The 20,349-nt window shown below is 68.4% G+C and carries 21 protein-coding genes and 1 tRNA gene; 14 read left to right on the top strand and 8 right to left on the bottom strand.

The window, feature by feature from the left end; genetic code table 11:
* Nucleotides 1-193 precede the first annotated feature (193 nt).
* Nucleotides 194-373, bottom strand: coding sequence for a zinc-finger domain-containing protein (locus tag P7L68_RS26150; RefSeq protein ID WP_014746725.1), 180 nt, complete (start codon nt 371-373; stop codon nt 194-196).
* Nucleotides 374-599: 226 nt separating this feature from the next.
* Between P7L68_RS26150 and P7L68_RS26145 the strand changes: the two genes are divergently transcribed.
* The 3 genes from P7L68_RS26145 to P7L68_RS26135 all read left to right on the top strand — a co-directional run bounded on the left by P7L68_RS26145 (nt 600) and on the right by P7L68_RS26135 (nt 2,990).
* Nucleotides 600-1,580 carry an ABC transporter ATP-binding protein gene (locus tag P7L68_RS26145; RefSeq protein WP_372002722.1) on the top strand — a complete coding sequence of 327 codons (981 nt, stop codon included), beginning with the start codon at nt 600-602 and terminating at the stop codon, nt 1,578-1,580.
* A 136-nt stretch (nt 1,581-1,716) separates the two neighbouring features.
* Nucleotides 1,717-1,793, top strand: a tRNA-Arg gene (locus P7L68_RS26140).
* Nucleotides 1,794-2,081: 288 nt separating this feature from the next.
* Entirely contained in the window at nt 2,082-2,990 is a 909-nt protein-coding gene (locus P7L68_RS26135; RefSeq protein ID WP_372002721.1) for a restriction endonuclease, read from the top strand.
* 80 nt (nt 2,991-3,070) lie between these two features.
* Here P7L68_RS26135 and P7L68_RS26130 read toward each other — a convergent pair whose 3' ends face one another.
* Nucleotides 3,071-3,472: a type II TA system antitoxin MqsA family protein gene (locus P7L68_RS26130; RefSeq protein WP_372002720.1), complete on the bottom strand. Its 402-nt coding sequence runs from the start codon at nt 3,470-3,472 to the stop codon at nt 3,071-3,073.
* Nucleotides 3,473-3,701: 229 nt separating this feature from the next.
* Between P7L68_RS26130 and P7L68_RS26125 the strand changes: the two genes are divergently transcribed.
* Nucleotides 3,702-4,460 carry an HXXEE domain-containing protein gene (locus P7L68_RS26125; RefSeq protein WP_372002719.1) on the top strand — a complete coding sequence of 253 codons (759 nt, stop codon included), beginning with the start codon at nt 3,702-3,704 and terminating at the stop codon, nt 4,458-4,460.
* Here the strand turns inward: P7L68_RS26125 and P7L68_RS26120 are convergent.
* Complete coding sequence (locus tag P7L68_RS26120; RefSeq protein ID WP_372002718.1) at nt 4,420-5,262, bottom strand: alpha/beta fold hydrolase; 843 nt, start codon at nt 5,260-5,262, stop codon at nt 4,420-4,422. The two genes, P7L68_RS26125 and P7L68_RS26120, sit on opposite strands and share 41 nt — an antisense overlap.
* Before the next feature lie 206 nt (nt 5,263-5,468).
* Here P7L68_RS26120 and P7L68_RS26115 point away from each other — a divergent pair, with 206 nt between their 5' ends.
* The 5 genes from P7L68_RS26115 to P7L68_RS26095 all read left to right on the top strand — a co-directional run bounded on the left by P7L68_RS26115 (nt 5,469) and on the right by P7L68_RS26095 (nt 9,765).
* Nucleotides 5,469-5,894 carry a DUF427 domain-containing protein gene (locus P7L68_RS26115; RefSeq protein ID WP_372002717.1) on the top strand — a complete coding sequence of 142 codons (426 nt, stop codon included), beginning with the start codon at nt 5,469-5,471 and terminating at the stop codon, nt 5,892-5,894.
* Entirely contained in the window at nt 5,891-6,799 is a 909-nt protein-coding gene (locus P7L68_RS26110; protein ID WP_372002716.1) for a LysR family transcriptional regulator, read from the top strand. Before P7L68_RS26115 ends, P7L68_RS26110 begins: the two co-directional genes overlap by 4 nt.
* Nucleotides 6,800-6,924: 125 nt before the next feature.
* Entirely contained in the window at nt 6,925-7,872 is a 948-nt protein-coding gene (locus tag P7L68_RS26105) for a hydroxymethylglutaryl-CoA lyase (protein ID WP_372002715.1), read from the top strand.
* A gap of 134 nt (nt 7,873-8,006) precedes the next feature.
* On the top strand, nt 8,007-9,197 hold the full coding sequence (locus tag P7L68_RS26100) for a CaiB/BaiF CoA transferase family protein (RefSeq protein ID WP_372006966.1): 1,191 nt from the start codon (nt 8,007-8,009) through the stop codon (nt 9,195-9,197).
* A 37-nt stretch (nt 9,198-9,234) separates the two neighbouring features.
* Nucleotides 9,235-9,765, top strand: coding sequence for a gamma carbonic anhydrase family protein (locus P7L68_RS26095; protein ID WP_372002714.1), 531 nt, complete (start codon nt 9,235-9,237; stop codon nt 9,763-9,765).
* 49 nt (nt 9,766-9,814) lie between these two features.
* Here the strand turns inward: P7L68_RS26095 and P7L68_RS26090 are convergent, their stop codons facing one another.
* Both P7L68_RS26090 and P7L68_RS26085 read right to left on the bottom strand, forming a co-directional pair.
* Nucleotides 9,815-10,552 (bottom strand): CoxG family protein, encoded by a 738-nt coding sequence (locus P7L68_RS26090; protein WP_372002713.1) that lies wholly within the window; start codon nt 10,550-10,552, stop codon nt 9,815-9,817.
* A gap of 122 nt (nt 10,553-10,674) precedes the next feature.
* Entirely contained in the window at nt 10,675-11,319 is a 645-nt protein-coding gene (locus P7L68_RS26085; protein WP_372002712.1) for an arylesterase, read from the bottom strand.
* Nucleotides 11,320-11,566: 247 nt separating this feature from the next.
* Between P7L68_RS26085 and P7L68_RS26080 the strand changes: the two genes are divergently transcribed.
* From P7L68_RS26080 to P7L68_RS26065, 4 genes are all read left to right on the top strand, one after another.
* Complete coding sequence (locus P7L68_RS26080) at nt 11,567-12,256, top strand: ABC transporter ATP-binding protein (RefSeq protein ID WP_372002711.1); 690 nt, start codon at nt 11,567-11,569, stop codon at nt 12,254-12,256.
* Nucleotides 12,253-14,883: an ABC transporter permease gene (locus tag P7L68_RS26075; RefSeq protein ID WP_372002710.1), complete on the top strand. Its 2,631-nt coding sequence runs from the start codon at nt 12,253-12,255 to the stop codon at nt 14,881-14,883. Before P7L68_RS26080 ends, P7L68_RS26075 begins: the two co-directional genes overlap by 4 nt.
* A 293-nt stretch (nt 14,884-15,176) precedes the next feature.
* Complete coding sequence (locus P7L68_RS26070) at nt 15,177-16,046, top strand: branched-chain amino acid aminotransferase (protein ID WP_372002709.1); 870 nt, start codon at nt 15,177-15,179, stop codon at nt 16,044-16,046.
* A 248-nt stretch (nt 16,047-16,294) separates the two neighbouring features.
* Nucleotides 16,295-16,939: a helix-turn-helix domain-containing protein gene (locus P7L68_RS26065; protein ID WP_372002708.1), complete on the top strand. Its 645-nt coding sequence runs from the start codon at nt 16,295-16,297 to the stop codon at nt 16,937-16,939.
* A 68-nt stretch (nt 16,940-17,007) separates the two neighbouring features.
* Here P7L68_RS26065 and P7L68_RS26060 read toward each other — a convergent pair whose 3' ends face one another.
* From P7L68_RS26060 to P7L68_RS26050, 3 genes are all read right to left on the bottom strand, one after another.
* Nucleotides 17,008-17,355, bottom strand: coding sequence for a multidrug efflux SMR transporter (locus tag P7L68_RS26060; protein WP_372002707.1), 348 nt, complete (start codon nt 17,353-17,355; stop codon nt 17,008-17,010).
* A gap of 51 nt (nt 17,356-17,406) precedes the next feature.
* Entirely contained in the window at nt 17,407-18,294 is an 888-nt protein-coding gene (locus P7L68_RS26055; RefSeq protein WP_372002706.1) for a prephenate dehydratase, read from the bottom strand.
* A gap of 118 nt (nt 18,295-18,412) precedes the next feature.
* Entirely contained in the window at nt 18,413-19,147 is a 735-nt protein-coding gene (locus P7L68_RS26050) for a 3-deoxy-manno-octulosonate cytidylyltransferase (RefSeq protein ID WP_372002705.1), read from the bottom strand.
* Between the two features lie 446 nt (nt 19,148-19,593).
* Here P7L68_RS26050 and P7L68_RS26045 point away from each other — a divergent pair, with 446 nt between their 5' ends.
* A complete protein-coding gene (locus P7L68_RS26045; protein ID WP_372002704.1) occupies nt 19,594-20,196 on the top strand; it encodes a cytochrome c family protein in 603 nt (200 codons plus the stop codon).
* Nucleotides 20,197-20,349: the final 153 nt, after the last annotated feature.

Below are 20,349 nucleotides of genomic sequence, written 5' to 3'. Positions count from 1 at the left end.
GGGAAGTCTGGGATATGAAGGCCGCGGGCATCGCGGCGGGCAGTATGGCATGAAAGCCGCCCGGAACCCATCCGCGAACGGACATGGAACAAGGGGCGCCCGCGTCGTCGGCAGCCGGTGCAAACGCAAAGAACCCGGGTCGCGGCAGGCGACCCGGGTTCGGGATGTCGGCTGGTGGCGTCCGGCTGCCGGCTCAGTGGCCGTGCGATGCCTTGGCGCCGGGCTTCAGCACATAGTGACGCCCGCAATAGGGGCAGTCGACATAGCCCTTGCCTTCCATGTTCAGGAAGACCCGCGGATGGCCGAGGGCGCCGACGCCGCCGTCGCATGCGAGCTGGGTCTGCTCGACGATGATGGTCTCAACGGGTTCCATGTTTCTCGCCTCGGATGTCGCCTGAACACGATATATGTTGTGGGACCGGTCCGACCGGAGGCCTGGCCCGGGGCATGCATCGTGCCGATGGCACCCCGGCCGGCCGGCGTTGACCGGACGGTGGCCCGATGATACCCAAGGTCGGCCCATGCGCAAGTGCGTCCCGCGGCCTCCGGCCGGGCCCGAAGCCCGGCAGCCGGTGACCGCCGCCAGGAAAGCCCCGCCGATGTCCCCGACCCGTACCGCCTCTGCCACCGCTCCCGACCTCGCCATCTCGGCCCGCGAGCTGCGCAAGACCTATGCCGGCGGCAAGACCGCGTTGCACGGCGTGACGCTCGAGGTGCCGCGCGGGTCGATGTTCGCCCTGCTCGGCCCCAACGGCGCCGGCAAGTCGACCTTCATCAACATTCTGGCGGGCATGGTCCACAAGACCTCGGGCACGGTGGAAATCTGGGGCCGCGATCTCGATCGCCGCCAGCGCGATGCCCGGCTGGCCATCGGCATCGTGCCGCAGGAACTGGTGCTCGACCCCTTCTTCACCCCGCGCGAGGCGCTGGAGCTGCAGGCCGGTTTCTACGGCGTTCCCAAATCCGAACGCCGGACCATGGAACTGCTGAAGGCGGTGGGGTTGGACGACAAGGCCGATGCCTATGCCCGCACGCTGTCGGGTGGCATGCGCCGCCGGCTGCTGGTCGCCAAGGCGATGGTCCACAACCCGCCGGTGCTGGTGCTGGACGAGCCGACGGCGGGTGTCGATATCGAACTGCGCCGCAAGCTCTGGGATTATGTCCGCGAGCTGAACGCCGCCGGCACGACGGTGGTGCTGACCACCCATTATCTGGAAGAGGCGCAGGAACTCTGCGACCGGATCGCGATCATCAATCACGGCCGGCTGATCGCCTGCGACCGCACCGACGCCCTGCTCTCGCAGCTGGATGCCAAGGAACTGGTGGTGCGGGTGGCCGAAGCCCTGGCCCCGGGCCAGGTGCCGGCACCGCTCGCCGCCTTCGGCGCCGCGGTCGATGCCGAGGTCGGCACCGTCTGCTTCCGCTTCCGCCCGAGCGAAACCCCCGTCGGCCGCCTGCTGGCCGCCGTGACCGCCGCGGGGCTGACGGTCGCCGACATCACCACCCGCGAACCCGACCTGGAAGACCTGTTCCTGCGCCTGACGCGTGAATCCGACGCGGCCAGAGAGGCGGCGGCCTGACCGGCGGCACCCCCGGCCGTCACCCCCTGTCAAAACCCCGCGCGAAACACTTTACGCCGCCGCCGCCTTCGGCTAATGTCCAGGCCTCGACGCCGGGGGCCACCCCCGCCGTCCGCCGCAGGTTCGCCCCGGCCACGCACTCGTAGCTCAGTTGGATAGAGCGCCGCCCTCCGAAGGCGGAGGTCACAGGTTCGAATCCTGTCGAGTGCGCCATTTTTCCCGATCGTTTTCTACTAATTTGGGCTGTAGAGTCATTTATGACTTTCTAGCCGTTGGCGAGAATCTGCGCGCCAAGCGGGGTACGCTGGCGCTGCCTATCTTATGTAACGCGCGGCACGCGATGGAGCTGGCGCTTAATTGCGCGTTCTCGACAAATCGGAGCGGCTGAATGGGCGGGTATCGGTCCCTGGCCGAGGGCTTTCGTTCGGGAGTGAAAGGGCAATTCAGTGGTGTTGTTTAGAAGAATAGATCTTTCATGTGGATCGGTGGAAGAGGGGTAAAATGGAGAAATTAAGGCCTGTTGAATTAAAAGTTGTGGGTCAATTATTCGAGACAAGTCCCGGATACGTCCTTGATTTCACGAATGCTGAATTTGCGGATTTTTTCCGGCGTGAGGTGGGGGTAGATATATATGACGACACTTACGCCATCAATGGCAACAGCAAGGGGAAACGCCTTCGTACCTTTCTAATCGAGGGGCAGGCACCAGCCATCGCTAAAGCTCTTGCGGCTCTGTGGGAGTATCGCGAGTCGGATCGGATCGGGCAAAAGAGGGCGGAAACGGTTGTCAATGCACGTCACCAATTGAGTCTGATTGTGGAGCGGCTTGGTGGTCCTCCTCTGCCAGACTATGGCTCGCCCACCAAAGATCCTGCAGCGGCATCGCGGGATACATCGAGAGTGACTCGTCCCGAGCCGGCAGCGTTGCATGCTCTTGGGGAACGCTTTCTTGCTCTTTGGTGCATGTCGGATGAGCCTCAGGCTAGAGGTCGTCACTTCGAAACGTTTCTGACTGATCTTTTCAATGCCTGGAATATGGATGCTCGTGCCGGTTTCAGGGTCGTCGGCGAGCAGATCGACGGTTCGTTTCAGCTTGGTGGTGACATTTATCTGCTGGAGGCAAAATGGCATCAGGCGAGGACCGACGCCGCCACCCTTCATGCCTTCCAGGGCAAAGTCAGCGAACGTCCCGAATGGACGCGGGGGCTGTTCATCAGCTTCAATGGTTTTACTGACGTCGGTCTTAAGGCGTTCACAGCCAAAAGAATTATTCTGGCTGATGGGAAAGACATCTACGACGCGCTTGCACGCAGACTGTCGATTCCCGATATCATTGCTGCGAAGGTCCGATACGCGTCAGAGCATAGACAGTCCTTTCAACGGGTGGAGAACCTTTTTTCTCAACCCTAGGCAGCAACGGCTGCAAATAGCGTCGCACAGCATGCAGCCTGCGACGGCCATCGCCTTAAAAGCTTTTTCTTGTGGAAAATCTACCTCTCCGCCCGCATCACTTTCAAAAACTCCACCTCCTCCGGATGTCGGGCGAGGATTTCGATCAAACCCACGGCCGCATCGCTCGGAGGCATGGCGCCGCTTTCGTATTTCTGGAAGGCGCGGCGGCCGCCGCCGATCAGGTGGCCGGCTTCTTCCTGGGTGAGGTTCAGGCGCTTGCGGACCCTGCGAACATGTGCGGCATAGGCCGCTTTCAGCTCCTGGAAGGCGCGGTCGGATTCGGCGAGATCGGTGCCGGAGTGGATGGAATCGCTGTCGTCGTCGGGGTACCAGCCCGGCACGTCAACACGCCGCGACATCGACCCGAATCGTACCGTCTGCGGACGGACATCGCGTCGGAGCGTCTTGCCGGTTTCGGGGTGAATACGCGTTTCGGTCATCGCCGCCTTCCGGCAATCACAGGAGCCGGCAGCCGCCAGAGAGTGATGCGGCTTGAGCTTGACAGACATTCATATACACCTTCAAGGTTAATCTTCAAGGCGAGGCTGAACCATGATGCCGTGGAACGGGCGGCAGGTCATACTATGACTCCCGTAGAGCCGCAGTCATGGCAGCCGGCGCACCGGGCACCGGGAAAACGCAAGCGCCAGACATGACGGAGATGCCCCCATGCCCGTCGCCGATCTCTTCTCCCCGTCCATGACCTTCTCGCACCTCTGGCCCTGGATCGGGCTGGTGCTGGCGGTGCCGCTGGCGATCGCGCTGGCCGGTGGGGGATTGCGGGGAGACCGTTCCGTCACGCGCTGGCGGGATCCGGTCTGGCTGTGCTGGGCGGGGACGCTGGCCTATCTGTTCCATCAGGTGGAGGAGCACGGCGTCGATGCGCTGGGGGTGCCCTATGCCTTCCGGGGCATGCTGTGCGCCACCTTCGGCTTTCCGGATCCCGCCGCCTGTCCGATCCCTGAGGCCTTCATCACCGCCGTGAACATCCCGGTGGTCTGGCTGGCGGGGCCCGTCTGTGCGCTGCTGGGGCGGCGGCGGCCGGCGCTGGCGCTGGCCTGGCTGGGGGTGCCGGCGGTGAACACCATGGCCCATCTGGTGCCGGCCGTGGTGGAGGGGGCCTATAACCCCGGTCTGGTGACCGCGCTGGTTCTGTTTCTGCCGCTGTCGGTGTGGAGTTTCCGCATGGCACTGGGCCGGCCCGATCTGGGCCGGCGGGCGGTTGCGGGCACGGTTGCGGGCGGGGTGCTGCTGCACGCCGTGCTGATGGGCTCTCTGCTCGCCTTTCTGGCGGGGCGGATCGGGACGGGGCTGCTGGTGCTGATCCAGATCGTCAATCCGGTGATCCCGCCGGCACTGGTCGCGCGGGTGACGGCCGGGCGGCAGATCAGTCCGCGGCCGGCACGGCCCCGGCCAGAAAGCCGCTGATCAGCCCGATCAGTTCGGCCTCGCATTCGCGGTGAGGCACATGGCCGATGCCGGCCAGGATGCGTGCGGTGCCGGTGGTGCCGGCAATGCGGCGGGGATGTTCGGTCGAGCCGTATTCGTCAAGCTCGCCATGGATCGCGAGCACCGGGCAGCGCACCCGGGCGCGGGCCGCATCCACCGTCCAGTCGGCGAAGACGGGTGACAGCCAGGTCTCGGTCCAGGCGTCGACCACCCAGCGCGCCTTGTCGCCATGATAGCGGGCGAGTTTTGCCAGCTCCTCAGGCCGCTGGAAGCCGGCTTTGGCGACCTCTATCCCGGCGATGGTCCGGTCCTCGACGAAGGCCTGTGCGGCAATGGTCACCAGCGCCCGGCAGCGCTCGGCAAGGGTGGCGGCAGTGTGGATGCCCATGCCGCCGCCGACACTGTGGCCGCAGGCGATGAAGCCGTCGATGCCGAGCGCTTCACAGATCGCCGGCACCGCCTCGCGCGCCTCGGCGGCGATAAAATCGACCGGCAGCAGTCCGGGATGGGGATCGGAACGGCCGAAGCCCAGCCGGTCATAGGCGATCACCCGCCGGCCGGTGGCGGCGGCGAGCCGTTCCGGAAAGCTGCGCCAGAGCGCGACGCAGCCGAGCGAATCATGGAAGAGCAGAATGGGCACCCCACCGCCCTCAGCCCCTTCCTCGGAACCGGCGGGCGTCCAGCTGCAGGTGAAGATCCGGCCCCTGGGCGTGGGGATCAGATGGTCCTGCACCTTGGGGGTGGTCGGGGCGGCAGTCTCGGCAGGGGCGATCTCGGTCATATCCGGTCCGGGCTTTTTCGGGGCATGGCCACCAGCATAGCCGCGCGGGCGGGATTGATCACCCGCAGGATGATCAGCCGCCGGGCAGAGGGAATGATCCGGCCCCCCGCCCCTTGCCGACCCGCCCTGGTCATGCCCAGATCTGCCAGATCCGATCGGGCGCCGTCGAGGGCGCCTGCCCCTGCCAGCCAAAGGAGCTGAAGGCCATGACCGGAACACGCACGGTCCGGGTCCCCGGGCCCGATCATCCGATCACCGTCACTGCCTGGCCCGGCCGGGTCCGGGTGCGCGCCGGCGGCCGGGTGATCGCCGACAGCCGCAAGGCGGTGGTGCTGAAGGAGGCCGACTATCCACCGGTCTTCTACCTGCCGCGCGCCGATGTGGCGATGGGCGCGCTTGCCCGCACCAGCCACACCAGCTGGTGCCCCTATAAGGGCGAGGCGGCCTGTTTCTCGATCCCCGCGGCCGGTGCGCGTGGTGAGAACGCCGTCTGGAGTTACGAGGATCCACTGCCGGCGATGGCATCGATCTGCGGCCGGGTCGCCTTCTACCCCGACCGGGTGGATGCGATCGAGACCGATGATGCGCCCGCAACCGACGGTCGCGGAGACGATGGTGACGGGCCGGCATGACCCTGCCCCCGGACTGGCGGAGCCTGCAGATCCTGCTGGCGGCGATCGATTGTGGCAGCGTTACCCGGGCCGCCGGGCGCTGTGGCATCGCGGTTTCGGCTGCGGCCAAGCGCATCCAGGATCTGGAGGCGGAACTTGGGGTGCGGCTGCTCGACCGGGTGGCCCGGGGCGTTACTCCGACACCCGAGGGGGAGGTGCTGGCCCGCCATGCGCGGGCAATGTTCGCCTTCGGCGACCGTCTGGCGGATGACCTGCGGGCGGTGGCCGGCGGCGGGCTCGGCCGGGTGCGGCTGGCGGCGACCATGTCGGTGGTGGCCGGCCATCCTCTGCCCCAGGCCCTGGCCGCTTTCGCCCGCGCCCGCCCAGGTATCGAGGTCGATCTCATCGAGGGCACAAGTCTCGCCATTCTGAGCGAACTGGTCGAGGGGCGGGCGGATCTGGGGATCATCACCATCGGCACTGCCCTCCCCGAAGGATTGACCGGCCGGCCCTGGGGCCGCGACCGGCTGCTGGCGGTGGTGCCGGCCGGTCACCCGATTGCCGGCCGCGAGGGGGTCAGCCTTGGGGAGCTGCTGCATGAGCCGCTGATCGAGATCATCGAGGGCGGTGCCATCACCCTGTTGCTGAACGACATGGCTGAGCGTGCCGGCCTCAGCCCGCGCACCGCTTTCCGCGTGGCGACGGTGGACAGCGCCATCCGCATGGTGGCGGCCGGTCAGGGCGTCGCCGTCATCCCCGACGGTGTGTTCGACATCTTCTCGCCGGCGCTGGGCCTGGTGGGCGTGGCGATTGCAGAGCCCTGGGCACATCGCCGCCTGCGGCTGGTCGGCCGTGCTCCCGCCGTGCTGCCCCCCGCGGCGCGGCTGCTGCATGATCATCTTGCCGGTCTGAATGAGATGGGCTGAGAATCCGTGGATGGCGGACGAGGCCTTCGTGCTTTTGCGATTCTCCTTCGTGTTCTGAGGAGCCACTCTTTCCGGAAGCCGCATGCAGACGGCCTGCGCCCGCAGGTGCATGGGAGGATCAGGAGATGACGCAGGAGACGCGCCGGCGCGCCCCGGTGATCGTGCGCGAGGTCGGCCCGCGCGACGGGCTGCAGAATGCCGGTGCCGTGATGGCCACGGCCGACAAGCTTGCCTGGATCGCCGCGCTGGTGGCGGCCGGCATCCGCGAGATGGAGGTGGCGAGCTTCGTGCCGCCCGCCCTGGTGCCGCAGATGGCGGATGCCGCCGAGGTCACCGCCCGGGTCCGCGCCACCCATCCCGACCTGCGTGCTGTGGTGCTTGCTCCCAACATGAAGGGTGTCGAAGCCGCGATCGCGGCCGGCGCCACCACCATCATCCTGCCGGTCTCGGCCAGCGAGGCGCACAGCCAGGCCAATGTCCGCCGCAGCCGCGCCGACCAGGTGGCGGCGGTCGCCGAGATCGTGACCCGCCTGCACAATTGCGGCCCCGACCGGCCACGGATCGAGGCGGGCATCTCAACCGCCTTCGGCTGTTCCCGCCAGGGCGTGGTGCCGGAGCGGGACGTGATCGACACCGCCGTTTCGCTGGCCCGGGCCGGGGCCGATGCGGTGGCGCTGGCCGATACGCTGGGCTATGCGACCCCCGGTCAGGTCCGCCGGCTGGTGCGGGCGGTGCGCGCCGAACTGGGCGTGGTGCCGCTCGGCAATCTGCATCTGCACGACACGCTCGGCACCGGCCTCGCCAATGTGCTGGCCGGGCTGGAAGAGGGGGTGCGCGGTTTCGATGCCGCCCATGGCGGCCTCGGCGGCTGCCCCTTCGCACCGGGATCCATCGGTAACGTGACCACTGAGGATCTGGTCTATCTGCTGGAATCCGAGGGCTTCGACACCGGCATCGACCTGGACCGGTTGATCCGGGCGCGGGAGCTGCTGTCGGCCGGCCTGCCCGGCGAGGCCCTGCACGGCCGGGTTGCCGCTGCCGGCATTCCGCCGACCTGGCGGAAGACCGACTGATCCGGATATCCGCTATCCGGCCTTCCGCGTTTCAAAAGGATCCCGCCTTGTCCGCCCCTTCCCATCTGTCCGGCCCTTCCCCGGAGACGCCCGCCCTGCCGCTTGCCGGTCTGCGCGTGCTTGAATTCACCCACATGGTCATGGGGCCGTCCTGTGGCATGATTCTGGCGGATCTGGGCGCCGATGTGGTCAAGATCGAGCCGGGACCCGCAGGGGATGCCACCCGCCGGCTGACCGGGGCTGCGATCGGTTTCTTCCCGACCTTCAACCGCAACAAGCGCAGCCTGTGCATCGATCTGAAGCGGCCGGAAGGCGTGGCCCTGGTCCGGCGGCTGGCGGAAGATGCCGATGTACTGATCGAAAATTTCCGCCCCGGTGCCATGGAAGCGCTGGGGCTGGGCCCGGCTGCCATGGCCGATATCAACCCCGGGTTGGTATATTGCGCGCTGAAGGGTTTTCTGCCGGGACCTTACGAACACCGCACCGCGCTTGACGAGGTGGTGCAGATGATGGGCGGGCTTGCCTATATGACCGGGCCGCGCGGCCGGCCGTTGCGTGCCGGATCTTCGGTCAACGACATCATGGGCGGCATGTTCGGCGTGATCGCGATCCTGGCGGCGCTGCGCGCGCGAGAGACCACCGGCCGGGGCGGGCTGGTCCAGTCGGGCCTGTTCGAGACCAACATGATCCTGGTCGCCCAGCACATGGCGCGCGCCGCTATCGAGGATGCCGACCCTGAACCCTTTGGCGACCCTGGCATGCGCAAGCCCTGGCCGGTCTATGACGTATTCGACACGGCCGTGCCGGGTGAACAGATCTTTGCCGGCGTGGTGAGCATGGGCCAGTGGCGCGCCTTCTGCACGGCCTTCGGCCTGGAGGATCTGCTGGCCGATCCGGCGCTGGACAATGTGCCGCGACTTGCGGCGGCGCGGCCCGCTTTCCTGCCGCGGGTGGCGGAGGCCTTCCGGCAGATGACCAAGGCCGAGGCCATGGCGCGGCTGGACCGGCTGGGCGTGCCCTTCGCGCCGATCGCAAAGCCGTCGGACCTGTTCAGCGACCCGCATCTTCTGGCCTCGGGCGGGCTGCTGGATGTGGAGCTTGCGGCGTCGGAAGGTCGGGCCGGGGGGCCTGCCGCCGCCCGGGCCGGCATACCGGCCCTGCCGGTGCATCTGCCCGGCGGGCGGCCCGGCCTGCGCCGCCAGCCTCCGGCTGCGGGCGAGCACGGCATCGAGCTGCTGCGCGAGGCGGGACTTTCCGAAGCGGAGATCGGCGATATCCTGGCAGCGGGCGTCGTGACGGCGCCTGCATCCGGGGCGGTCGACTGACCGGACCGCCCGCCACCCGCCAGAGGAGACCCTGCCGATGCCGCTCTATGCCCTGGACGACCTGGAACCCGAGATTGCCGATCCGGCCCGGATCTGGATCGCCCCCGATGCCCATGTCATCGGACGGGTACGGCTGGGGCTGGATGTCGGCATCTGGTTCGGCGCGGTGCTGCGCGGCGACAACGACCTGATCGCGGTCGGCGACCGCACCAATGTCCAGGACGGCGCCACGCTCCACACCGACCGGGGCGTGCCCCTGACCATCGGCACCGGCGTCACCATCGGCCACCACGCCATAGTCCATGGCTGCACCATCGGCGACAACGCCCTGATCGGCATCGGCGCCACCATCCTGAACGGCGCCCGGATCGGCGCCAACTGTCTGGTCGGCGCCCATGCGTTGGTGACGGAAGGCAAGGAGTTCCCCGAGGGCAGCCTGATCCTCGGCTCACCTGCAAAAGCGGTCCGGCCCCTCGACGAGGCGGCGCTCGCGATGCTGAAAGGCTCGGCCGAGGGCTATGTCCGCAATGCGGCACGCTTTCGGGCGGGGTTGCGCGTCATCGGCTGAGGGGCGGCCCCGGCCTTCGCCGTATGGCCGCCCCGGAGCAGGCGCGGGTTCAGCCGAACAGCAGCACCATCACCAGCGACACCACGACCAGCGCGCCCAGCCAGACGAACGGGTTTGCGCCTTTGCCGTGCCCATGGCCATGATCGCCATGTCCGTGCCCGTGATCGTCATGGCCGTGATCGTCGTGGCCGTGGCCGGCATGACCGGTGATGCCGATGGCCGCCGCGGCCGGCGAGATGCCGGCGCTCATCCCGGCGGCGGCTGGCGAGACCGGGGCGCCATGCTCGGGCAGAGGGGGCGGCGTGTCGGCCGCCGCGGCGGTCGGGGCCGGGGCTGCAGGTTCGCTTGCCGCGGCGAGTTCGGCGAATTTGGCGAAGAATTCATCGGCCAGCTTCTGCACGGTGCCCTGGATCAGCCGGGCGCCGAGCTGGGCCATCTTGCCGCCGACCTGGGCATCGGCGGTGTAGCGCAGGATGGTGCCGCCCTCGCCATCGGGTTCCAGTGTCACATCGGCCGTGCCCTTGCCGAAACCGGCGGCGCCGCCTTTGCCCTCGCCTGCAATCCGGTAGCTCTTCGGCGGATCGAAATCCGACAGGGTGACCTGGCCGTTGAAGGTCGCCTTCACCGGGCCGATCTTGGCAGTGACGACGGCGGCATACTGATTCTCACCGGTCTGCTCGACCGACTGACAACCCGGAATGCAGTCCTTGAGCGCCGCCGGATCGACCAGCTTTGCCCAGACCGTCTCTGGGGCGGCGGGGATGCGGTATTCGCCCGAAAGCTCCATGGGTTTCCTCGTCCTTCCGTATCGTCTGCCGCCGGTCGGGACAGGCTGCCGGCGCGGCGCATTCCTGACGCGATCCTAGCATTCCTGCGGGCGCTGGACAGCCTGCGCTTCAATGTGCAATATTAGTCACGCAATTTGGGCGCCTTCCCGAGATCAAGTGCCTGGATCACCACCGGTGCCAGCCGTGCAGCCATCTTCTTCACGCCCGCCGCATTCGGGTGCAGCCCGTCGGGCTGGACCAGCGACGGTTCCAGCGCCACGCCCTCCAGGATGAACGGATCGAGCGGCACGTCATGATCCTCGGCGAGGGCGGGATAGATCGCATCGAAGGCGTTGCGATAGTCCGGTCCCCAATTGGTCGGGGCCAGCATGCCGACCAGCAGCACCGGCAGACCCTTGCGGCCGAGCGTGTCGAGGATGGCGCCCAGATTGGCTTTAGCCTCTTCGGGTGCGATGCCGCGCAGGGCATCATTTGCGCCGAGGGCAACGATCACCAGATCCGGCTGGCGGGGCAACCCCCCAAGTGCCCAATCGAGCCGGGCCCGGCCACCGGCCGTGGTGTCGCCCGAGACACCGGCATTCTCCACCTGCGCCGGCCTGCCGGCGGCGGCCAGGGCGGCGGCAAGCTGCGGCACCAGGCCCTCGCCTTCCGGCAGGCCATAGCCGGCGGTCAGGCTGTCGCCGAGCGCCAGGATCAGAGGATCGCTTCCTGCTGCGTGTACTCTGCCGGAAGGGAGTGTCAGACCGGCGAGGCCGAGGCCGATCAATCCGAGTACCGTCCGGCGCGTCGGACATCCGCCGCCGATGCGTGAGAGAGAAGCGTGTGGGGAAACCGACACCGCCGATGCGTCGGCACCGTCTTTCGGTTTGATCCCGCCCGGACCGGCGCCATATGGCGACGGAGATCCGTCCGTGCGGGGGGCATGATCCGTGCTCAGCGCATGGCGGGGACGGTCGCGGCGGCCGGCATCGGTCGGTCGGAACAGGGTCACGTCTTGGAGGCTCCTCAATCTCATGATCCGGCTGCAACAGGTGTCGGTGTCGTTCGGTCGCGGATCCGCCGCGGTCGAGGTGCTGAAATCGGTCGATCTCGATCTCGAAGCCGGGCGAACGCTGGCGGTGCTGGGGCCTTCGGGCGCAGGCAAGTCGACGCTGCTCGCCATCGTGGCGGGGCTGGAGCGGGCAAGCGCCGGCCGGGTGGAGATTGCGGGCCAGGATCTGGGCCGGCTCGACGAGGACGGCCTTGCCCGGCTCCGCGCCCGACATATCGGGATCGTCTTCCAGGCTTTCCACCTGATTCCGACACTGACCGCGCGCGAGAACGTCGCCCTGCCGCTGGAACTGGCCGGGGCCGCCGATGCCGATGAGCGTGCCCGTGCCGCTTTGGAGCGGGTGGGGCTCGGCCATCGTCTCGATCATTATCCGGCGGCCCTGTCGGGTGGTGAGCAGCAGCGCGTCGCCTTTGCCCGCGCGGTTGTCCATCGTCCGTCACTGCTGCTTGCCGACGAGCCGACCGGCAATCTGGACCGGGCGACGGCGCGGCTGATTTCGGATGCGCTGTTCGGCTATCGCGACGAGACCGGGGCCGCGGTCATGGTCATCACCCATGACGAGGCCCTGGCCCGTCGTGCCGACCGGGTGGTGCGGATCGAAGACGGCCGGCTGTCGGAAGCGGCCGGCCTTCCGGCCGAGGCGCCGGCATGAGCGCGGGGGAGACCACCGCCGGCCGGACCGCACAAGTGGTGCCGTCCGGTCGTAGCCTGCCCTGGCGGGCGCTGATCCGCTTTGCCCTGCGCGACCTGCGCCGGGGGGTCGGCGGCTTCGCCATCGTGCTCGCCTCTCTGGCGCTGGGGGTGGCGGCGATGGCCGGCATCGGCGCGCTGGATGCTGCGGTTGTGGCGGGGCAGGCCCGTGATGCCCGTGCCCTGCTGGGGGGTGATCTGGAACTCGCCACCACCGGCCGGCCGCTGCCCGGACCGGTCCGCGCCGACCTGACGGCGCGATCCGAGGCGGTCTCGGCCGTGGTCGACCTGCGCGGCATGGTGCGCCTGCCCGCCGACGAGGCCCGGGCACGCGCCGGCGACGCTGCACCTGGGGCGCCGGTGAACGACCGGGCCCTGGTCCAGGTGCTGGCGGTGGATGCGGCCTATCCGCTGGTGGGCCGGATGGAGACCGACCCGCCGATTGCCGGCGCGCCGGCTGCGGCGCTGGGGGCCGATGGTCTGGTGGCCGAGGGCACCCTGCTTGCGCGGCTGCGGCTTGCCCCCGGCGATGTCGTGCAGTTGGGCGGGGCCGATTTCACCATTCGCGGCCGGCTGATCGCCCAGCCCGACCAGGGCGGGTTCGGCTTTGCGCTCGGCCCCCGGGTGGTGATCTCGCAAGCCGGGCTCGCCCGGGCGGGGCTGGACGCCCCCGGCACGATCTCGCGCCATATGACCCGGGCCCTGCTGGCCGCCGCTGTCTCCCCCACCGCCACGGTCGAGGCGCTGGAGGCGGCCTGGCCGGCGGAGAGCTGGCGGGCCCGCACGCTCGATCGGGCCAATCCCGGCCTCGCCGGCTTCGTCGACCGGCTGGCGACCCATCTGGAACTGGTCGCATTGGCCGCGCTCGCCATCGGCGGCATCGGCGTCGCCGGTGCCGCCCGGGCGCATCTGGAGGCGCGGGCCCGTACCGTCGCGGTGCTGAAGGCGCTGGCCCTGGGCCCGGCCGCGGTTTTCATGGTCTACATGATCCAGATGGCCGTGGTGGCGGCACTCGGCATCCTGATCGGTGTCGTTGCCGGCGCCACCGTGCCCTGGATCGCCGCCGGCTTCGCCAACGGGCTGCTGCCGACGCCGATTCTGCCCGATCTCTATCTGCTGCCGCTCATGCGGGCTGCGTTGATCGGCGCCGGCGTGGCGATCGCCTTCACTGCACCGGCGCTCGGGCGCGCCTCGGGCGTGCGGCCGGCCGATCTGCTGCGGGCGGCGGTGGTGCCGCTGGCCGCCCGCACCGGCCGCCGGGGCGTGCTGACCGGGCTTGCCGCGGGTGCGCTGGTGGTGGCCCTGGTCGTGGGGGGAGCGGCCGATCCGATACTGGCCGCGGTCGCCATCCTCTCGATCGCGGTGGCGCTGCTGGTGTTCCGCGCAGCCTCGAACGGAATCGCGGCTGTGGCACGGCGGGTGCGGGTGCCGGGGCGGCCGGCGCTGCGCCTGGGTGTCGCCGGGCTGCGCCGGCCCGGCGCACCCACGGCCGAGATTGCGGCAGCACTCGGTGCGGGGCTGATGGTCCTGACCGCCCTTGCCCTGGTGCAGGACAATCTCACCCGGCTGATCGATCGCAGCCTGCCGGAACGGGCGCCGCAATACTTCTTCCTGGATATTCAACCCGATCAGGTCCCGGTCTTCGATCGTCTGGCGGCCGATGCGGTGGGGCCTGAAAACCTTGCCCGCATGCCGACGCTGCGTGGCCGGATCCGGGGGCTGAACGGCCAGGTGATCGATGAAAACGACGTGGTCGAGGGCGAGCGCTGGGCGATCCGCGGCGAGGTCGGCATGTCCTGGGCGGCCGAGATGCCCGAAGGGACGCGACTGACCGAGGGCAGCTGGTGGCCGGCCGACTATGCCGGCCCGCCACTGGTCTCGATCGACGACGAACTGGCCCGGGGCATGGGGGCGAAGATCGGTGACCGTCTGGATGTTCTGGTCCTGGGGCGGACCATCACGGTCGAGATCGCCAATCTCCGGCGCATCGAATGGCTGGACCTGTCGCTCAACTTCGTGATGGTGCTGTCGCCGGGGGCGCTTGCCGGCGCGCCGGCCACCCATATCGCCACCATCTCGGGCGATCCGGCGGCGGCGGAACGGCTGATGGTCGATGTCACCGATCGTTTCCCAAATGTCTCGGCGGTGAGCGTCGGTGATGCCGTGCGTCAGGCCGGCGCGCTGATCGACGGCGTGGCCGGTGCTGTCCGGATCACTGCGATCGCCGTGCTGGCGGCTGGCGCCCTGGTGCTGGCGGCGGCAGTGCTGGCTGCCCAGTCCAAGCGGCGCTTCGACGCGGTGATGATGAAGGTGGTGGGCGCTTCGCGTCGGACCATTGCGACCGGGCTTGCCATAGAGTTCCTGATCGTGGCGGTCGTGGTAGGGGCGATCGGCGCTGCCGGCGGCACGCTTGCTGCCTGGGCGATCACCCGCTGGCTGCTGGAGATCGATTTCGTCTTTTCGGGCGTGCCGGTGGCGGCATCGATGCTTGCGGGCATCGGCCTCGCCCTGGCAGTGGGGCTTATGGCGGTGGCTGGCGCGCTTCGTGTGCCACCGGCGCGGATCCTGCGCGAACGCGCCGGTCTCTGAGGTTGGGGCGGGGCGGCGAAAAAGAACGTTTAACGCGATGAAACGCTGACTGCTTCGCTTTGACAGTGGGCGGCAAGGGAGTATGCTCTCATTCAGAACATACCGGCTGCCTGGCCTCCCCTACGGAGAGGGCGGGGCCGGTGTCTCGACGTCCCGTTGCCCCGCCCCCGGCGCCCGAGCCTCCGGACCCTCCCGAGCCTCCCGGTTTCGATCCGGGCCGTGCCTCGCGGGCCCGCCGCTTCCGTGCAGGATCGCGACCGGCAGCGGCTTCGCTTGTGCAGGAGCAGCACCCCATGGCTTTCGCCAATCTGTCGAGCCTGGCGGCCTGGTCGTATATCGACGGCCGCTGGGTCGAAGGCAATCCGCCGATCATGGGACCGATGTCCCAGGGCTACCAGTTCGCTTCGATGGTTTTCGACGGCGCCCGCTCCTTCGACGGCGTGGTCCCCGATCTGGAGGGCCATTGCGCCCGCCTGCTCCGCTCGGCCAGGTCCTTCGAACTGGAACCCAAGGTCGATCTCGATACCGTGATCGGTACGGCAATCGATGGCGTGAAGCGCTTCCCGCGGGATGTCGCGACCTATATCCGTCCGGTGATGTATGCCGATGACGGCATGGTTCAGGTGAACCCCGACAGCACCAAATTCGTCATGACGGTGTTCGCCATCCCGTTCTCGAACGAGATGGGCAGCTTCTCGACCGGGCTCAGCCCCTATCGTCGGCCCGGCCCCGACATGGCGCCGACCGATGCCAAGGCGGCCTGTCTTTATCCGATGACCGGCCGGGCGCTCAACGAGGGCGCGCGCCGCGGCATCGACAATCCGGTCATGCTCGACCCGGAGGGCAATGTCGCGGAATTCGCCTCGGCCAATCTGTTCATGGTCAAGGACGGCGTGGTCCACACCCCGAAGCTGAACGGGACTTTCCTGGCCGGCGTCACTCGCAAGCGGGTGATGGAGCTGTTCGCCGCCGACAGTATCGAGGTGGTCGAGCGCTCGATCACCTATGACGAGCTCAAGGATGCCGACGAGCTGTTCTCGACCGGCAACTTCAACAAGGTGGCGAGCGTCAACCGGATCGAGGATCGTAATCTTCAGCCCGGACCGATCGCCCGCAGGGCCTGGGATCTGTATTTCGCCTGGGCACGCGATCAGGCTTATTGATCGGACGTTCCCGATGATCCGGCGGCGGCCGTGGAGCGGAAGGCTCTGCGGCCGCCGCTGCCGTTTCGGGGGGTGAAAACGTCGGTTGCAGCAGAGGCTGCGGTCGCCATTGGACAGAATTCCACCCGGACCCTCACGGTACCTGGACCGGGACCGGTCCCCGCGGTTATCCTCGGGCCACTTCCGGCGGCGCGCCCCCGAACGCGCTGGCGACGACCGGATCAGCGTCAGCGACCCCGAGGAACATCATGAGCATCGACGACACCGGGCCTGTACCCGAAGACGAGGAGGACGGCGTTGCGCCAGGCGAGGCGGGCCAGATCGAGAGCCGTGTCTCCCGGCGCATCCGCGAGCTTCGCCGCGACCGCGGCATGACCCTGCAGACGCTGGCCGAGAAGGCCGGCGTCTCGAAGTCGATGATCTCCAAGGTCGAACGCGGCGAGGCCAGCCCTTCGGCGGCCACGGTCGCGCGGCTGGCTGCCGGGCTGGGCGTCACCATTTCCAGCCTGCTGGGCGAACACGACCGCCACGACGTGCTGGTGTTGCGCCGGGCCGATCAGGCAGCCTTCGTCGACCCCGAAACCGGTTTCGAGCGCCGGTCGATGTCACCGATCTTCCCGTCACGCGGGCTGGATCTGGTTCAGGTGACCGTGCCCCAGGGGGCGACGGCAGGGCCTTTCGTCGGCCACCGCTATGGCGTCGAGGAATATCTGGTGGTCGTCGAAGGCCGGCTGGGCGTCACCGTCGGCGGCATCAACCACGTGCTTCAGCGCGGCGATGCGATCTTCTATCAGGCCCATGTCGCGCATCAATACGCCAATCTGGGCGAGGGGCCGGCCGTGGCACTGGTGGTGATCGGCGATATCCGCGATCTGCGCGACGGTCGCGACTGAGCCTGCCCGCTTCCCCCCGGCGGCGCGCGACACGCCGGGGCGAGGCGGGCTCAACAGACGAGGTGGGCTCAGTGGCCGCCCGACAGGTTCAGGCCGATCACGCCCAGTACGATCAAGCCCAGCGAGACCAGCTTGATGGTGTTCATGCTCTCGCCGAAGGCGAATACGCCGATGGTGGCGATGGCTGCCGTGCCCACTCCCGACCAGATGGCATAGGCGACACCGATCTCGATCCGCTTGAGCGCGACCGCAAGCAGGCCGAAGGCAATCAGATAGCCCACAACCATCACCGCCGTCGGCCCGAGCCGGGTAAGCCCGGCCGACATCTTCATCGAGGTGGTGGCGACGATTTCGGCCATGATGGCGCCGGCAAGCAGCACCCAGGCGAGGCCCGCACCCATTCCGCTGCCACCCATGGCCTGCAGATCTCCGCGTGTGACTGTGAGAGGGGTGACCGTGACGGGCCGTCAGCGGGCGGTGGCGTCCGGATCCTGCTGCCGGCGCGGACTGGCCGGATAGACGCCCAGGATGCGGACGTCGGTCGAAAAGAAGCCCAGCTCCTCCATCGCCAGCGCCACCGCCCGGTCTTCCGGATGGCCCTCGATCTCCGCATAGAACACCGCCGGCGTAAAGGCGCCGTCGATCAGGTAGTTCTCAAGCTTGGTCATGTTGACGCCGTTGGTGGCAAAGCCGCCCAACGCCTTGTAGAGCGCTGCCGGCACGTTGCGCACCTGGAACAGGAAACTGGTCACGACCAGCCCGTTATCCGGCGCCGGGATCACCGGTTCGCGCATCATCACCACGAAGCGGGTGGTGTTGTGCTCGGCATCCTCGATCGCCTCGGCCAGCACGTCGAGGCCGTAAATGTCGGCCGACAGCCGGGATGCGATGGCGGCAACCGCCGGGTCACGCAGCTCCGCCACCCGGGCGGCGGCACTGGCGGTGTCGGAATGGATCACCGGCCGGATGCCGTGCGCCTCCATGAAGCGGTGGCACTGGCCAAGAGCGTGGACGTGGCTCAGCGCCGTCTTCACCTGATCGAGACGGGCACCGGGGGCGCCGAGCAGGCAGTGGCTGACCCGCATGAAGTGCTCGCCGGTCAGATGGAGACCCGAGGTCGGCAGCAGCCGGTGCACATCGGCGACGCGACCGGCCAGCGTGTTGTCGATCGGGATCATCGCCCGATCGGCCCGCCCCTCGCGTACCGCCTCAATCGCATCGGCGAAGGTCGGGCAGGGCAGCGGCACCAGCTCGGGAAACATCTCCAGGCACGCCATGTGGGAATAGGCACCGGGCTGGCCCTGGAAGGCGATGGAACGGGCTGGCGTGGCGGGCGTGTCCTGGGCGGCGGGCATCGGTCAATTCCGGCTGGAGTGTCAGGGGCCGGCATCTTGCGCCCGCCCGCTGCATCTGTCCATCGCCCCCGCATGCCGCGGGTGTCGTACCCGCCTGGCGTCCGGCCCGGCCCCGTCGTCAACCGGCGGGCTTCAGCAGCCGGCGGGCGACCTCAAGATCCTCGGGCGCGTTCACCTCGAACGGCACGGTGTCGACGATGGCGGCATCGATGCGCAGCCCCGCTTCCAGGGCGCGCAGCTGCTCCAGCCGCTCCCGCAGCTCCAGCGGGCTGGGCGGCAGCGAGACGAAGCGGTCGAGCGCGCCGCGCCGGAAGGCATAGAAGCCGATATGATGGTAAACCGGTCCGTCACCCCAGGGGGCGTTGGCGCGGGTGAAATAGAGCGCCCGGCCGATGCGGCTGCCCGGCGCCATAGAGAGCACCGCCTTGGCGGCATTGGGGTTGGCGCGGACCGCCGGATCCGAGGTCTCGACCACGAGCGTCGCGATATCGGCCTGATCGCCCAGCGCCTCCAGCGCCGCACGCGGCAGCGCCGGGTCCAGCGCCGGCATGTCGCCCTGGAAGTTGATGATCACGTCATGGCGCCGGTCGGGGTCGAAGATCTCGGCCGCGGCCTGGACGCGGTCGGACCCCGACGGCAGGGCCGGATCGGTCAGCACCGCGGTGCCGCCGGCCGCTTCCACCACGTCGACGATCTCCTGATCCCCTGCCGCGACCACCACAGGGCCCACGCCCGCGGCAAGGGCATGGTCGAGGCAATGCAGGATCATCGGCCGGCCGTTGATGTCCGCCAGCGGCTTGCGCGGCAGGCGGGTGGCGGCCAGACGGGTGGGGATCACGACCAGAGGGTTCATTCTCAGCCTCGACGATGGGACAGGCGGGCGTCCACATTCCGGACCGGAGGTTGCGACCATGTGACGCAGGCTCGACCTCTCGTATGGAACCGGAGCCCCTGGAACCCTTATAGGGATTGGACAGAAGCGGGGGAAGTGGCTAATCTTCGCCCGTCATGGCCGCATCTGCGGCGTGACCCATAAACCCGTGCCGTAACGCTTCCCGAAGGTGTCCGGACGCTCCCGCAAGTGCGGCCGCCGCCTGATGGAATTCCCTCCGCTGGGACGGGCCGGATCCGCAGATCGACGGGCATGTCATCCGTCGGCCGCGGGCTCCGCCGGGACCGCTCCGGAGATTGCGGCGCTCATCAAGAACCTGCGGCACGGCCGGATCCGTGTCGACCCGTGCCCTGCTGTCCGGAATGCATGTCAAGGGCCGTCGGGCGTCGTGTGGAAGAGGATTGGGCATGTCAGGCTTCGAATTCAACAAGCTGATGGCCGCGTTCCTGACGGCGGCATTGTTCGCCATGGTCGTGGGTGTCGTCTCCGACATGGTGTACGAGCCTGAACACCTGGAGAAGAACGCCTACGTGATCGAAGGCGTCGCCACCGATGCCGCCGCCGAGGCGCCGAAGGAAGTGCCGTTCGAAGTGGCACTGGCCAGTGCCGATCCCAAGGCCGGCGCGAAGGTCTTCGCCCGCTGCACCGCCTGCCACGATGATTCGAAGGGCGGCCCGAACAAGGTCGGCCCCGAGCTCTGGAGCGTTGTCGGCCGCCCGATCGCCTCGGCCGAAGGTTTCGCCTATTCCGACGCCCTGAAGGGCATGGGCGGCGAGTGGACCTTCGAGAAGCTCGACCACTTCCTGACCAAGCCGGCCTCGTTCGCACCTGGCACCAAAATGTCCTTCGCCGGCCTGTCGAAGGTCGAGGATCGCGCCGCCGTCATTGCCTATCTCAACAGCCAGTCGGATGCGCCCCAGGAAATCCCGGCGGCGCCGGCCGGGGGTGCGGCTGAAGGTGGTGAGCAGCCGGCTGCCGAGCAGCCCGCCGCCCAGCAGAACGCCGGCTGAGGCCTGGTTGCGGGATCCCGGCGACATGGCCGCCGGGTTGCATCCCCCGCCCAGCCCGGTCATCTTTTGCGACGCCCGCCGGTCCCATGCGGACCCGGCGGGCGTTGTCGTTCCGGCCCCCGCTCCCTCGGAGCCGTCATCTCGGAGCCTTGT

Source organism: Tistrella mobilis (assembly GCF_041468085.1).
Taxonomy (GTDB): Bacteria; Pseudomonadota; Alphaproteobacteria; order Tistrellales; family Tistrellaceae; genus Tistrella; species Tistrella mobilis_A.
The sequence above is the reverse complement of the archived record's forward strand: the minus strand, read 5'-3'. Positions and strand labels throughout refer to the sequence as shown.